This window comes from Nocardiopsis sp. TRM 82005, from assembly GCF_056312425.1.
In genome coordinates this window covers 1-13,035 of sequence record NZ_JBWDTQ010000018.1, presented here as the reverse complement: position 1 = coordinate 13,035, position 13,035 = coordinate 1, and the positions used below count along the sequence as shown (strand labels likewise).

The 13,035-nt window shown below is 68.9% G+C and carries 12 protein-coding genes; 7 read left to right on the top strand and 5 right to left on the bottom strand.

Annotated features, from left to right (window positions below; translation table 11 throughout):
- Window positions 1-751 precede the first annotated feature (751 nt).
- Window positions 752-1,606: a reverse transcriptase N-terminal domain-containing protein gene (locus tag AC0T5L_RS14720; protein ID WP_476166208.1), complete on the top strand. Its 855-nt coding sequence runs from the start codon at window positions 752-754 to the stop codon at window positions 1,604-1,606.
- Window positions 1,603-2,736, top strand: a complete 1,134-nt coding sequence (locus AC0T5L_RS14715) for a Kelch repeat-containing protein (protein ID WP_476166032.1) — start codon at window positions 1,603-1,605, stop codon at window positions 2,734-2,736. The genes AC0T5L_RS14720 and AC0T5L_RS14715 overlap by 4 nt, the downstream gene beginning before the upstream one ends.
- A gap of 103 nt (window positions 2,737-2,839) precedes the next feature.
- On the opposite strand, the gene AC0T5L_RS14710 is transcribed toward AC0T5L_RS14715, so the two are convergent.
- The gene (locus AC0T5L_RS14710) at window positions 2,840-5,110 is read right to left on the bottom strand and encodes an ATP-binding cassette domain-containing protein (RefSeq protein ID WP_476166031.1); all 2,271 of its coding nucleotides are present in this window, start codon (window positions 5,108-5,110) and stop codon (window positions 2,840-2,842) included.
- A 73-nt stretch (window positions 5,111-5,183) separates the two neighbouring features.
- Here AC0T5L_RS14710 and AC0T5L_RS14705 point away from each other — a divergent pair, with 73 nt between their 5' ends.
- On the top strand, window positions 5,184-5,990 hold the full coding sequence (locus AC0T5L_RS14705) for a TetR/AcrR family transcriptional regulator (protein WP_476166030.1): 807 nt from the start codon (window positions 5,184-5,186) through the stop codon (window positions 5,988-5,990).
- 106 nt (window positions 5,991-6,096) lie between these two features.
- Window positions 6,097-6,552 carry a pyridoxamine 5'-phosphate oxidase family protein gene (locus AC0T5L_RS14700; RefSeq protein ID WP_476166029.1) on the top strand — a complete coding sequence of 152 codons (456 nt, stop codon included), beginning with the start codon at window positions 6,097-6,099 and terminating at the stop codon, window positions 6,550-6,552.
- Window positions 6,553-6,611: 59 nt separating this feature from the next.
- Here AC0T5L_RS14700 and AC0T5L_RS14695 read toward each other — a convergent pair whose 3' ends face one another.
- The 3 genes from AC0T5L_RS14695 to AC0T5L_RS14685 all read right to left on the bottom strand — a co-directional run bounded on the left by AC0T5L_RS14695 (window position 6,612) and on the right by AC0T5L_RS14685 (window position 8,560).
- A complete protein-coding gene (locus tag AC0T5L_RS14695; protein ID WP_476166028.1) occupies window positions 6,612-7,031 on the bottom strand; it encodes a hypothetical protein in 420 nt (139 codons plus the stop codon).
- A gap of 115 nt (window positions 7,032-7,146) precedes the next feature.
- Window positions 7,147-7,314 (bottom strand): CGNR zinc finger domain-containing protein, encoded by a 168-nt coding sequence (locus tag AC0T5L_RS14690; protein ID WP_476166207.1) that lies wholly within the window; start codon window positions 7,312-7,314, stop codon window positions 7,147-7,149.
- A 91-nt stretch (window positions 7,315-7,405) separates the two neighbouring features.
- A complete protein-coding gene (locus tag AC0T5L_RS14685; protein WP_476166027.1) occupies window positions 7,406-8,560 on the bottom strand; it encodes an FAD-dependent oxidoreductase in 1,155 nt (384 codons plus the stop codon).
- Between the two features lie 51 nt (window positions 8,561-8,611).
- Here AC0T5L_RS14685 and AC0T5L_RS14680 point away from each other — a divergent pair, with 51 nt between their 5' ends.
- From AC0T5L_RS14680 to AC0T5L_RS14670, 3 genes are all read left to right on the top strand, one after another.
- Window positions 8,612-9,304 carry a TetR/AcrR family transcriptional regulator gene (locus AC0T5L_RS14680; RefSeq protein WP_476166026.1) on the top strand — a complete coding sequence of 231 codons (693 nt, stop codon included), beginning with the start codon at window positions 8,612-8,614 and terminating at the stop codon, window positions 9,302-9,304.
- A gap of 476 nt (window positions 9,305-9,780) precedes the next feature.
- Window positions 9,781-10,401 carry a TetR/AcrR family transcriptional regulator gene (locus AC0T5L_RS14675; RefSeq protein WP_476166025.1) on the top strand — a complete coding sequence of 207 codons (621 nt, stop codon included), beginning with the start codon at window positions 9,781-9,783 and terminating at the stop codon, window positions 10,399-10,401.
- Window positions 10,402-10,431: 30 nt separating this feature from the next.
- Window positions 10,432-11,625 (top strand): acyltransferase family protein, encoded by a 1,194-nt coding sequence (locus AC0T5L_RS14670; protein WP_476166024.1) that lies wholly within the window; start codon window positions 10,432-10,434, stop codon window positions 11,623-11,625.
- Between the two features lie 69 nt (window positions 11,626-11,694).
- Here AC0T5L_RS14670 and AC0T5L_RS14665 read toward each other — a convergent pair whose 3' ends face one another.
- Window positions 11,695-12,903 (bottom strand): Gfo/Idh/MocA family protein, encoded by a 1,209-nt coding sequence (locus AC0T5L_RS14665; RefSeq protein ID WP_476166023.1) that lies wholly within the window; start codon window positions 12,901-12,903, stop codon window positions 11,695-11,697.
- Window positions 12,904-13,035: the final 132 nt, after the last annotated feature.

Below are 13,035 nucleotides of genomic sequence, written 5' to 3'. Positions count from 1 at the left end.
CTACCAGTCCTCATCTCATCACCCTGAGTCATAGGCCAATGCTAGGAGGCGGGTGTGCAGCTCCGGTACTCCTTCCGCGTGCGACACGAAGTCGCACCATAAAAGTGGGCGAACCACCACATAAGGGGTTGTCCCTGACCAGTGTCCAAGGTCAGATCCCACGCTCACATGCGCCGCTGGTAACGGCGGGTTGTGAAGCTGAGCGCTCAAGACCCAAGAAGCACCAAGGCATCTGGTGTGACAGGTCGAGGGACAGGCCGGAAGGGCGAATGAAAGTGAACCTCCGTCAAAGCCTCGTCAGAGTAGCCCGCACGATGCCAAGCACGAAGTGGCGGACATGGTCCGGACGTGAAAGGCGTCAGGCGAGACCCTGGGTTCGGTCCTGGGGTCCAAGAACACCGCTGGCCACGGGGCAGAGGGGGCGCCCTCCTCGACCGCATCTTATTGGTGTGGAACGTGGAAACCCAGTCGGGGTCCAGCCAGACGGCTGGTAGTCCGACCGCAAGGAAGGACGAACTCCCCAGCTGGACAGGAAGGTCCGAGAAGCGAAGGCCGACGGCCGAAGGGCAAGGGGAAGGGGGAAAGCGTATAAACCGTCGGATACGGGATGAATTCCCGGCCCGAAAGGGAGCAGACGTGGGTCTGGTGAACCTTTCAAGGGAGATTGCATGGGAGCCGGAACTGAAGGACAAGTTAGACACCGCAAGGTGAACGGACCCGAGGACGCCGCACAACGCCGGCACCAGGTCGACTGGGGCCAGCACGACTACGGCAACGGATCTTCAAGGCGACCGAGCAGGGTGACTGGCCGAAGGTCAGGAACCTTCAGAAGCTCATGCTGCGAAGCCAGTCCAACACGCTGGTGAGCGTGCGAAGGGTGTCGCGGTTGAACACTGGGCGTAAGACCGCCGGGGTTGATAGGGAGAAGGCGCTAACGCCGAAGGAACGATGGAACCTTGCAACACAAGTCCGCTGGGCCGAACCCTGGAAAGCCCGACCGGTCAGGCGTGTACACATCCCGAAGAGCAATGGGAAACAACGACCGCTCGGAATCCCGACTATTCGCGACCGAGCCATGCAGGCCCGCGTTAAGAATGCGATGGAACCGGAGTGGGAGGTCCGCTTCGAGGCCAGATCGTATGGGTTTCGGCCTGGTCGAGGATGCCACGACGCGATCGCTGTCCAAGCAGTTGATCACCGAGGCGAAGAAGACCGAGGCACGGTCCTGGCTGGGCGAGGTGTCCGCGGTCGTGCTCCAGCAGTCGTTGCGGGACCTGGAGGCCGCCTACCGGCACTTCTTCGACTCCCTGAAGGGCGAGTGCCCCGCGTGGGCGCGCCCCGATTCAAGTCCCGTAAGGACAGTCGCCAGTCGGTCCGGTTCACCGCCAACGCCCGGTGGAAGGCCGCCGGCCAAGGGAAGCTGTCCCTGCCCAGGATCGGTGAGGTGAGGGCGCGGTGGTCCGGGTCCGGAAAGGTCCTGCCGTGCGGTCGCCGAGTGCCCCAGGCCGCCGGATCGGTCGGGGGCGGGGACCGCCCGTACACTGCGCGTGCCGGGCGGGGACCGCCTCCGCCGCGGCGAAAAGGCATGGAATGCGTGGTCGAGTGAATCCCCTGTCCAGAGCAGTAATCCCCCTGTTGGCCCTCTCCCTGCTGGCCGTCTCCTGCGGTGTGGAAGAGCCCGAACCGTGGGACGTGGACGTCTCCGTGGGCGAGCTTCCCCAGAGTCCCCTCGACTCCAGGCAGGACCACAGCCTCGTCTGGTCGGGGGAGGAACTCCTCGTCTGGGGCGGGCACGGCGCGACCCAGCACGACTCCTTCGCCGACGGTGCCGCCTACTCACCCGGGACCGGTTCCTGGCGGAGGCTGCCGGAGGTGGACCTGGAGCCCAGGACCCGCCACAGCGCCGTCCTGGTGAAGGACCAGATGCTGGTCTGGGGAGGGTTCACCCCGACGCACTCCGGCGATGCCGAAGCACACCTGGCCAGTGACGGAGCCCTCTACGACATCGGGACGGACTCCTGGGAGCCGATCGCACCGGCACCCGAGGCGAGGACCCTGGCGTGGGCGGTGGCCGTGGGCGGGCACGTGGTCTTCGGCGGCGGGGGCAGCGAGCAGGGCGGGGAGGAGGGCTTCCTGGTGTACTCGCTGGCGGAGGACACCTGGGACACCGTTGCCCTGGACGGGGTGGACACCGGCTTCGTGGTGTACGGCTTGCAGGCCCTCGACGACGCGGTGGTGGCCGTGGGAGGCCACTCCCAGGGGACCTTCCTGATCACGTTCGGCATGGGCGACACGCACGCGTCGGCACGGAGGATCTCCGGACTGGAGGAGGAGGGGGAGGATTTGAACGTCCAGATCGGGCTGGCGGCCTCCCCCGCCGGTGAGACCCTCCTGGCGGTACGGAGCGACGAGAGCGCGAGACTGTACGAGGTGGATGAGCAGGGACGGGCGGACCTGGCCGACGAGACCGGCTACACCGGCTTCCGCCCTCCCTTCTCCCTGATGACCCATGGCCTGGACGCGGGGAGGATGGACTACGTGGACGGGCTGGGACTGCTCGCCACCGCCCCCGGGGAGTTCAGCATGTGGGACCCCAAGGCCGGCACCTCCTACCGGTTGCAGTCCGAGGGACTCTCGGGTTACTGCGGCCCCCTCGCACCCGCCGCCGACGGTGTCCTGCTCGGCTGGGGCGGCCTGTGTGAGACCTCCGGCGTCAGAGCGGACATCACCGCCTGATCCGTACCCGTACCGCCGACCCTGCGCCCCGGAACCGAGAACGGAGCGCGCGAACCTTCCCCGCCCGGCACGGGGAAGGTTCGCGCGGACACGGCGGGGAGCGTCAGCGCCCCAGGTAGGCGCGCAGGTGGCGGGCGGTGAGGGTGTCACCGTCGGCGACCAGGGCGGCGGGGCTGCCCTCGAAGACGACGCGGCCGCCGTCGTGTCCGGCGCCCGGACCCAGGTCGATGATGTGGTCGGCGTGCGCCATCACCGCCTGGTGGTGCTCGATGACCACCACCGTGTTGCCGTCCTCCACCAGACGGTCCAGCAGCGCCAGCAGCCGGTCCACGTCAGCCAGGTGCAGGCCGCTGGTCGGCTCGTCCAGCACGTACACCGCGCCCTGTTGGGCCATGCTGATCGCCAGTTTGAGCCGTTGGCGCTCGCCGCCCGACAGGGTGGTCAGCGGCTGGCCCAGGCTCAGGTAACCCAGGCCCACGTCGTGGAGCCGGTCCAGGATGGTGCGGGCGTTACCGGTGGTGAAGAACTCCCGGGCCTCCACCACCGGCATCGCCAGTACCTGGCTGATGTCCTTGCCGCGCAGTTTGTGGGTGAGTACCTCGGCCCGGAAGCGCTTGCCCCGGCACTGCTCGCAGGTGGTGGCGACCCCGGCCATCATCGCCAGGTCGGTGTAGATGACCCCGGCGCCCTTGCACTCGGGGCAGGCGCCCTCGGAGTTGGCGCTGAACAGCGACGCCTTGACCTTGTTGGCGCGGGCGAAGGCGGTGCGGACGGCGTCCAGCAGCCCGGTGTAGGTGGCCGGGTTGGAGCGGCGTGAGCCCCGGATCGCCGACTGGTCGACCACCACAACGCCCTCACGGCCGGGCAGGGCGCCGTGGATGAGCGAGCTCTTGCCCGAGCCCGCCACACCGGTGACCACCGTGAGCACGCCGAGGGGGACGTCCACGCTCACGTCCTTGAGGTTGTGGGTGCTGGCCCCGGTGATGGGGATGGTTCCGGTGGGCTGGCGTACCCGCTCGCGCAGGGCGGCCCGGTGGTCCAGGTGGTCGCCGGTGAGCGTGCCCGAGGTGCGCAGGCCGGCCACGTCCCCGGTGTAGGTGATGCGGCCGCCCGAGGGGCCCGCTCCGGGCCCCAGGTCCACCACGTGGTCGGCGATGGCGATGGTCTCGGGTTTGTGCTCGACGACCAGCACCGTGTTGCCCTTGTCGCGCAGGCTCAGCAGCAGGCTGTTCATCCGCTCGATGTCGTGCGGGTGCATGCCCACGGTGGGCTCGTCGAAGACGTAGGTGACGTCGCTGAGGCTGGAGCCCAGGTGGCGGACCATCTTGACCCGCTGGGCCTCCCCGCCCGAGAGGGTGCCCGACTCCCGGTTCAGGCTCAGATAGCCCAGGCCCACCTGCACCAGGGATTCCAGGGTGTGGCCGAGGTTGTCCAACAAGGGCTTGACCGAGGGCTCGTCCAGGGAGCGCACGAACTCGGCGAGCTCGTTGATCTGCATGGACGAACACTCGGTGATGGTGCGGCCGGCGACCTTGACCGAGCGGGCCTGGGCGTTGAGGCGGGTGCCCTCGCACTCGGGGCAGGTGGAGTAGGTGACCGCCCGATCGGCGAACGCGCGGATTCCGGGCTGCATGGAATCGCGGTCCTTGGCCAGGTAGGTGCGCTTGAGCTTGACCAGCAGGCCCTCGTAGGAGAAGGAGTTGTTCTCCAACTTGATCCGTGTGGCGGGCTGGTGCAGGAAGGTCTGCCACTGCTCGGGCGTGTAGTCACGCAGCTTCTGGTCCGGGTCCAACAGCCCGGAATGGGCCATGACCTGCCAGTACCAGTTGCCCACCGCGTAGCCGGGGATCGTGATGGCGCCCTCGTTCAGGGACAGGTCGCGGTCGAAGAGCTCCTCCAGGTCGATCTGGTTGGTGCGGCCCAGGCCCTCGCACTCGCCACACATGCCTTCGGAGTGGTTGAAGCTGAACGCGCTGGAGGGCTCCAGGCGCGGGGTCCCCGCCCGGCTGAAGACGATGCGCAGCATGGCGGAGGAGTCGGTCGCGGTGCCGACGGTGGAGCGGGAGTTGGCGCCCATGCGCTCCTGGTCGACGATGATGGCCGCGCTCAGGTTGCGCAGGCTGTCCACGTCGGGCCGCCCCAGGCTCGGCATGAACGACTGGACGAACGTCGTGTAGGTCTCGTTGATGAGGCGCTGGGACTCGGCGGCGACCGTGCCGAAGACCAGCGAGGACTTTCCCGATCCGGACAGGCCCGTGAAGACGCTCAGCCTCCGCTTGGGGATGTCCACGCAGACGTCGGCGAGGTTGTTCTCCCTGGCCCCTTTGACCTGGATGGTGTCGTGGGTGTCCGCGGCGGCGGGTTCGGAAGACACACTGCTCCTCGGAAAGAATTATGCTGTAAAGTAATGGTCTGCGAACGTTAGTTTATCCCATAAGGAGATGCAAGTGGTTGTCTACGCCGGACAGGGTGACGCCCGCCGTTCCATGGCCCTGCTGTGGCGCGCCCCCGGCGGCGGGCCCGCCCACACCGCGCCCGGGCCCAAGCCCGAGCTCAGCGTGGACCTGGTGGTGGAGGCCGCGGTCGTCCTCGCCGACGCCGAGGGCATGCAGGCGCTGTCCATGCGCGCGGTGGGCCAGCGCCTGGGCCGTACCGCCATGTCCCTGTACACCTACGTGGCCAGCAAGAACGAACTCGTCGAGCTGATGTATGACCACGTGTTCGGAGAACTGGCCGATGCCGCCGAGGCCGAGGAGGAAGCCGACTGGCGCGCGGCCACCACCGCATGGGCCACCAGGCTGTGGGACTTCCTCCTGCGACACCCCTGGACGATGGAGGTCTCCCAGGCCCGCCCGGTGCTGGGGCCCAACGAGTACCGCCTGTTCGAGTCACTGGCTTCGGTGCTGCACCGTGCCGGGCTGGGGGCCGCGCAGATCCGCAGCGCTTACGGCAACCTGTTCACCCTGGTGCGCGGGCCCGCCCAGACAGCCTCCGAGGCACGCCGGGCCGAGGCGGTCACGGGTGTGCCCGAGGACCAGTGGTGGTACGAGCGCTCGGCGCAGCTGGAGCAGGCCGCACCCGACTTCGCCGAGCGCTTTCCCGTGCTGACCCTCATGGCCGGGCAGGGCGCCTTCGACAACGAGAACGACAGCGAGCCCTACCTGGAACAGGAGGCATGGGAGACCTTCCGGTTCGGGTTGGCGGCTTTGCTCGACGGAATCCAGGGCGCGATCAACTCGGGCGCGCGGAGGTGATGACCTCTTCGCTGGTCCCGGTAGGCGGACCGCACCCTAGTGGTTGGCTTTCCACAGCCCCAGGAGCGGCCTTTCTCCGTCGGCCCGCGCAACCTAGCCTGATGGGGTGAGCGATACCCCCAGCACCCCAGGTCAGCAGACGTATCCCTTCGACGTCGACGCCTTCCTGGACCGGCCCCTGGTCGCCAGGGTGGCCACCTCCGACTCCTCCGGCGCTCCCACGGTGCGCCCGGTCTGGTTCCTTTGGGAGGAGGGCGCGCTGTGGTGGATCACCGGCGCCTACTCACGGCTGTCCCAGCTCCTGGAGAAGGATTCGAGGGCCGCCCTGACCGTGGACACCTGCGACCTGGAGAGACTGGAGTTCCTCCAGGTCATCATGCGCGGTGAGGCCGAGGTCGTGCCCTACGACGAGGAACGCGCCAGACACAAGCTCCGCCGCTACCTCGGCGCGGACGAATCCACCTGGCCCGCCGACTTCAGGGACTTCGACGAGGACACACGGTTCATCCGCTTCGTCCCAGGACGGACCATCGTCAAGGACCTGTCCAAGACCCGTCCCTGAACGACGCTTCCCCTCCTTGTGTTCCCAGGCACTCGGGCGGGGCCCTGGCAGGCCGACGGCTACTCGTGGGCCGTCTGTCCTGTCGCCGGGCAGTCGGGGGCACCGGAGCCGCGTTCGTCCTCGACATGAACGACGCGGAGCTCGGTGCCGTCCAGATGGCGTTTGGAACGCCCGTGGACCCCGACGGCGATCTCCGACCGACCATGCGGCTCACCAGGAGCGACGTATGTGGGGACGTCCCGATGGTGCCCGGTGGCCACCCACCCGTCGGCCCCGTCCAGATGGATCACCCCGAAGCCACCTGCCTCAGAGGCCGCGTGCGCGGGACCGGACTGCCCCAGGAGCTCGGTGGCCTGTTCCGCGAGCTCTCCCCGGGGAGCGGTCAGTACGACGCAGGTGCCGTGTTGGAACAGTACGCGTGACTTGTGAGGATCGTTGAGGAGCCGCTGCCAGACGTTGACGCGTGGCTCTGTGTTCACGGCGACCATCATGCTGTAGGGCACCGATACAGCAGAAGGGCCGTCCGGCCCCTTGGCGCATGCGCGGCTCGCGGACATCCGGAGGAGGGGTCGGTCTATGCGGGCCGGGTGCACATCAGTCCGCCTCAGGCCGGGTGCGGCGGGCGTAGGCGCGCGCGGCGCGGGCCCGGTCGCCGCAGCGGGTGGAGCACCAGTGGCGGCGACCGTGGCTTGACGTCCTCGCGCGCTCACCTGGACCGCTTCTTCCACCTCGACGACGCCGACGAGGAGCTGATCGCGCCAGGGCGGTGGATCTGCCGGAGAAAACCGCGGCAGTGCCCGCTGTCCCGTGCAGCCGTGGAGAGCAGTAGCGCTGGTGCTCTCGCGCTTGACAGTCAGGATGGCTGGACTTCGTCGAAGAGGGCGAGGGCTTCAGTGGGGTCCGGACTCACAAGGCGTTCCAGACCAGCCGTCGTGATTCCCGCCCACCTGCCGGCCCGTGCCCACATCTGTTCCTCGAAGGCGCGGACGGCCTCGTCCAGATCTCCAGGGCCGGTGGCGATGGTCTCGGCGAGTTCGGCGCCTTCCAGCATTGCGAGGTTCGCGCCCGCCCCCAATGGCGGCATCAGATGGGCGGCATCGCCCAGCAGCGTCACCCCGGGGACGTGGGCCCAGGTGTGGGACACGGGCAGGGCGTAGAGGGGGCGGTGGACGAAAGCGGTGCCGTGGCGGAGGAGGTCGAGGACGGGAGCGGCCCAGCCGTCGAACAGAGCCAGCAGGCTGGACCGCACAGCCTCGACGTCGGCCAGGTCCAGGCCCGCGCGCCGGTTCAGGCCCATATTGCGGTCCAGGTTCGTGTGCCAGTCCAGCGGCGCGCGGAACTGGGCGTACACCTTGACATGGCCGCCGCTGTTGCGCTGGGCGACGAGGGCGCGGTTCACACCGTACACAGCCATGGAACCGTCGCCGACCAGCTGGGCGAGGTCGGGGTGGCGGGTGTCGATGTCGTCCAGAGAGGTCTCGACCAAGGTGACGCCGGTGTAGTGCGGTGTCGCGGACGAGATCGCCGGGCGGACTCGGGACCAGGCGCCGTCCGCGCCGATCACGAGGGCGAACGTCTCCTGTCGCCCGTCCGCGAAACGGACCAGTACGCCATCCCGGGTCCCCGGCACTACCTCCGTCACGCCCCGCCCCCACTGCACGTCGAGAGGTCCAAGCAGCAGGTCACGGAGTTGCCCGCGGTCGATCTCGGGATTGGCCCGCTCACCCGGGCGGGGTCGCCAGTCGCGCAGGACGGCCCCGTCCGCATCCAGGATGCGCATGGCCTGCCCCTCGGGACGAGACAGCGCTTGGAACTCCGCCAGCAGCCCCGCCTTGTCCAGCGCGAGCTGGCCCAGTCCTTCATGCAGATCCAGCATGCCGCCCGGGGGACGGGCATCGGGGGCGGGATCGCGTTCGAGGACGGCGACGGGGTAATCATGGCGGTGCAGGACGCGGGCGAAGGTAAGGCCGGCAGGGCCGCTCCCGATCACGGCAATACGGTGTCTCATGCCGATACACTGTATATCCATGACGATGTATCGCAACAGTACGGTGTAGCCATGACTGTATGGGACCGGCCGGAGCCGCCGACTCGCCCCTCGCCGCTCGACCGGGAGCGTATCGTGGCCGCCGCCATCGCGCTGGCCGACGAGGGCGGGCTGGAGGCGGTGTCCTTGCGCAAGGTCGCCGCCCGGTTGAACGCCGGCCCGATGCGGCTGTACGGATACATCTCCTCCAAGGAGGAGCTGTTCGACCTCATGGTGGACGAGGTCCACGCCGAAATCCTCCCCGAGGAGCGGCCCGGTGACTGGCGAGAGGCGCTGCGCATCCTCGCCCACCGCACCAGGCAGGCCGCTCTCCGTCACGAATGGCTGGCCGACCTGCTCGGCGGGCGCCCGACCCTGGGCCCCAACGCCCTCGCCGTGGCTGAGGCCACGCTGGCCGCCCTCGACGGTCTCGCCGACCTCGACACCGTCCTGCGCTCCGTGGAGACTGTCAGCGCCTACTTCACCGGCGCGATCAGGCGCGAGATAGCGGACCTGCGGGCCGAGCGCGCCACGGGCCTGTCCAAGCGCGACTGGCAGCGCGCCTCCGGCCCGCATGTGACGAGAATGTTGGCCACGGGCCGCTTCCCGACGCTGGCCAAGGCCGTGTACGACGGCACGGACGTGGACGCCGAGGCATCCTTCGCGGTCGGCCTGGACTGGGTCCTCGACGCCGTGGCCGCCAAACTCACCCGACCGTCGGCGTGACGCCCAGCTCCTACCGGATGTGAGCGAGGCCGGGGCCGGTGTCCACAGGCAGCCTTAGCGCCGGATCCTGTTCCGAGGTTCCTCAACCCCCTAGACGCTCCGTATGCCACCCATCGGGATGCCTCCGAGGGGCTCAGGACTCAACACGCTGACTTGACAGGGAAGTCCATCCGTGCGCGCACACGCTGCTTGAAGGATTTCTGCCTGGTCATGACGGCTCCTCGGCGACGGCGTGGGAACCCACGCTTCTCCCGCCCCGCCGGATGAGGCACGTCAGCCCGGCGTCCCGAGAACTCCAGGGTTCCCTTTGTCCCCTCACAGCCGGTGGCGTGGGCACCGAAACCGGGGATCGGCCCCGGAACAGCGCGCGAGAGGGCTACGGGCCCACCCGCCCCCTGGGGCGGATGGGTGGCTGACCAGGGACGGCCCAGGGTCATCCCCCATGGATTTCTGACCGTGCGTGCTAGATTCTGGCCATGCGGTCAAAAAATGAGACAGACGGTCAGGGGCGGTCCTTCATCGAGGAGGCCCGCAGGTCGCAGATCATCACGGCGGCGATCGGCACCATCGCCGAGGCGGGCTACCCCAGCGCCTCCCTGGCACGGATCGCGCGCACGGCCGGGATCAGCAAGGGCGTGATCTCCTACCACTTCGCCGGAAAGGACGAGCTGATGGACCAGGTGGTGACGGACGTCTACACCGAGATCACCGAGTCAGTCGTCCCCGCGATCCTGGAGCAGCAAAGCGCCACCGGCATGCTGCGCGCCCATGTGCGCGGCGTGGCCGAGTACGCGCTGAACAACCCCGAGCGCATGGTCACGCTGGCGCAGATCTTCACCCACGCGCGCAAGGCCGACGGCTCGCCGCGCTACGGAGCAGCTGAGTCCGAGGCCCTCTACGAGGCCCTGGAGGGGCTCTACCGGGGCGGGCAGGAGAGCGGCGAGTTCCGCGACTTCGACGTGCGGGTGATGGCGGTGACCCAGCAGTCGGCGGTCGACACCATGTTCGCCTACTGGCACGCCCACCCCGGCCACGACCTCATGGCGCACGCGCGCGAGCTGGGTGAACTGCTCGTGCGCGCGACCCGCGCCGACTGACCGGTCCCACCCCCACGTGACGAGGGCACCATGGCACAGCAGGCCACACCACACCCGAGCCCGGACGCCGACGCACCACCGTCCCGAAGGCGTCTGCACCACGTCGACAACCTGCGGGGCGCGCTGACCGTCCTGGTCGTCCTGCACCACGTGGCGGTCACCTACGGCAACATCCCGGTCTGGTTCTACACCGAACCCGCCCAGGACCCCTCCGGCGGGCTGCTCGACCTGTTCGTCATCGTCAACCAGACCTACTTCATGGGCTTGTTCTTCCTGCTCGCGGGCTACTTCGTACCCGGAGCGGCCGACCGCAGAGGCGGCAGGGGCCTGGTCCGCGAACGCCTGGTGCGCCTGGGCGTGCCCCTGCTGTTGTTCGTGCTAATGGTGCGCCCACTGGCCACGGCCCACATGTATCCGGCCGTGGCCGGAGCGGCCGCGGCCGAGGGTACCGAGCTGCCCTACTGGCTGTTCTACCTGGTCAGCTTCGACCCGGGGCCGATGTGGTTCGTGGAGGTGCTCCTGGTCTTCAGCCTGACCTACGTGATGGTCCGGGGCCTGCGTGAGCGCCGCGCCGCACGAGCCGGAAGCGCGCTGGAGGCCGCCGTACGGCCCTCCGACACCGCTCCGCTGAGCTGGGTGGGACCGGTCCTCGTCTCCACCGCGGGCCTGACCCTGGTCACCTTCGCCTGGCGCTACCTGGCCCCCGCGCCGTATTGGCCCTTCGTGGGGCTGCCCAGCCCCGGCTACCTGCCCCAGTACCTCGCCCTGTTCACCGTGGGTGTGTTGGCCTACCGGGGCAACTGGCTCACCCGTCTGCCCAGCGCCGCCGGATGGTTCGGCGCCGTCCTGGCCGCGGCGGGGCTGCTGGGCCTGCCGGTGGTCATGGCCGTTTCGGGGGAGGCCGCTCTGGTCCCGGGCACCTGGCAGGCGCTGGCGCAGATCATGGTGGAGACCTGCTTCGCGACGGGCATGGTGCTCGCGCTGCTGGTGTTCTTCCGCCGCTTCCTGGGCCGTGGCAACCGCTTCACCCGGTTCCTGTCCGAGAACGCCTTCGCCGTGTACTTCCTGCATCCGGTGGTGCTGGTCGGCCTCGGCCTGGCACTGAGCGGCTGGGACGCACCCGCGATCGCCAAGTTCGCTGTGATGGGCGCCATCGCCGTCCCTGCCTGCTGGCTCCTAGCCGTCGCGGTCCGCGCCGTCCCGGGATCCCGACGGATCCTGTAACGACCGGGGCCACCTCCAGGAAGAGCGGGAGGCGGCCCCTCCCGTCCGGCCTCCAGGCGACCGGCGGCCTCATGCCTGGCCGGGACCCTTCGCCTTCGGGCGGGGGAGGAGGTCGGCAGGTGAGACGGAGACTCCGGTGCGGGCGGAGAGGATCAGGGCCTCGCACACGGCGAGAGTGCGCGCCCCGTCCACACCGTCGATCTCGGGGCCGCGTGTGCCCGCGACGGCGTGGGCGAACTCGTGGACGGCGGAGGCGGTCCCACTGCGCAGTACGTCGTTCCTGGAGAAGAACGGCCGGGCCGGTTCGTGTCCGAGAGCGGGATCGGACACGTCGGCGCCGTTCCTCGCGGCACCGGCGCGGGCGGCCATGGCCTCGTCCGTCGTGGTGCGCACACCGTCGTGGCCGTGGTGCCAGCCGTCCCACACCTCCCATGCCTGGCTGGTGACGTGGCCCTCTTCCAGGACGATCTTCCTGGTTCCGTTCGGCGGCTCGTGGTCGGACGACCGCAGGCTCAGATGCGCGACCGCTCCGGATGAGCACCTCAACAACGCGAACAGCCCGGCGGCTCGTCGCGGATCGTGTGAGGGCTCGTGCGGCGAGAAGCGGGGGAGACAGTAGACGGATTCGACCTCCCCCAGGAGGAACCGTGTGAGGTCCGTCTCGTGGGCGCCCATCTCGTGGGCGAGGTAGGACCCGGCGGTGTCGGGATCGTCGTACCAGTCCGCGCCGTTGTGCTGTGCGTCGTACAGCCGTGAACAAACGATGTCGGTGGACATCGAGACGATCTCGCCCGAGCGGTCCAGCAGGCCGCGAAGGGCGCGGTTGGCGCCCAGGCGCCGGTAGTTCTCCGCCACGGACAGCACTCGGCCGCTCTCCGCGGCGGCGTCGGTCATCGCCGCGGCCTGTTCCGTGTCGAGCGCCAGTGGTTTCTCCACCAGGACGTGTTTTCCCGCGCGCAGGGCCCGAACGCAGACGTCGTGGTGTGCTGCCGTGGGCAGTACGACGTCGACGGAGTCCAGGCTCTCGTCGGTGAACAGGTCCTCGTCCCGTTCCGTGGCCGAGGGGCGGGGCAGGCCGGCCCGCGCGAACAGTTCAGCGACCCGGTGCGCCCGGGCGAGGTCCCGGTCGCAGACGCGGGTGATGCGTACGCGCGGCTCCAGGTGGCTGGTCGCGATGAAGGCCTCGGCGTGGCGCGCTCCCATGCTTCCGCATCCGATGATCCCGACCGACTGCTGGGTTCCGGCATCATGTTGAGCTCTCTGCCTGCGATGTCTCATCGTTTGTCCTCCTTCGCGACGGGCGGGCCGGGACGCCGAACCCGACAAAGTACTACTAGATCGTTGATGGGAAATCCCTGAACCTGCTGCGGGCACGACGAAGGGCGTCGAGGATCGGTGTGTGACGACCAA

Excerpts from the sequence above, each read along its gene's own strand:
- AC0T5L_RS14685 (WP_476166027.1), bottom strand. The coding sequence starts at position 8,560 with ATGAGACACCGTATTGCCGTGATCGGGAGCGGCCCTGCCGGCCTTACC.
- AC0T5L_RS14680 (WP_476166026.1), top strand. The coding sequence starts at position 8,612 with ATGACTGTATGGGACCGGCCGGAGCCGCCGACTCGCCCCTCGCCGCTC.
- AC0T5L_RS14675 (WP_476166025.1), top strand. The coding sequence starts at position 9,781 with ATGCGGTCAAAAAATGAGACAGACGGTCAGGGGCGGTCCTTCATCGAG.
- AC0T5L_RS14670 (WP_476166024.1), top strand. The coding sequence starts at position 10,432 with ATGGCACAGCAGGCCACACCACACCCGAGCCCGGACGCCGACGCACCA.
- AC0T5L_RS14665 (WP_476166023.1), bottom strand. The coding sequence starts at position 12,903 with ATGAGACATCGCAGGCAGAGAGCTCAACATGATGCCGGAACCCAGCAG.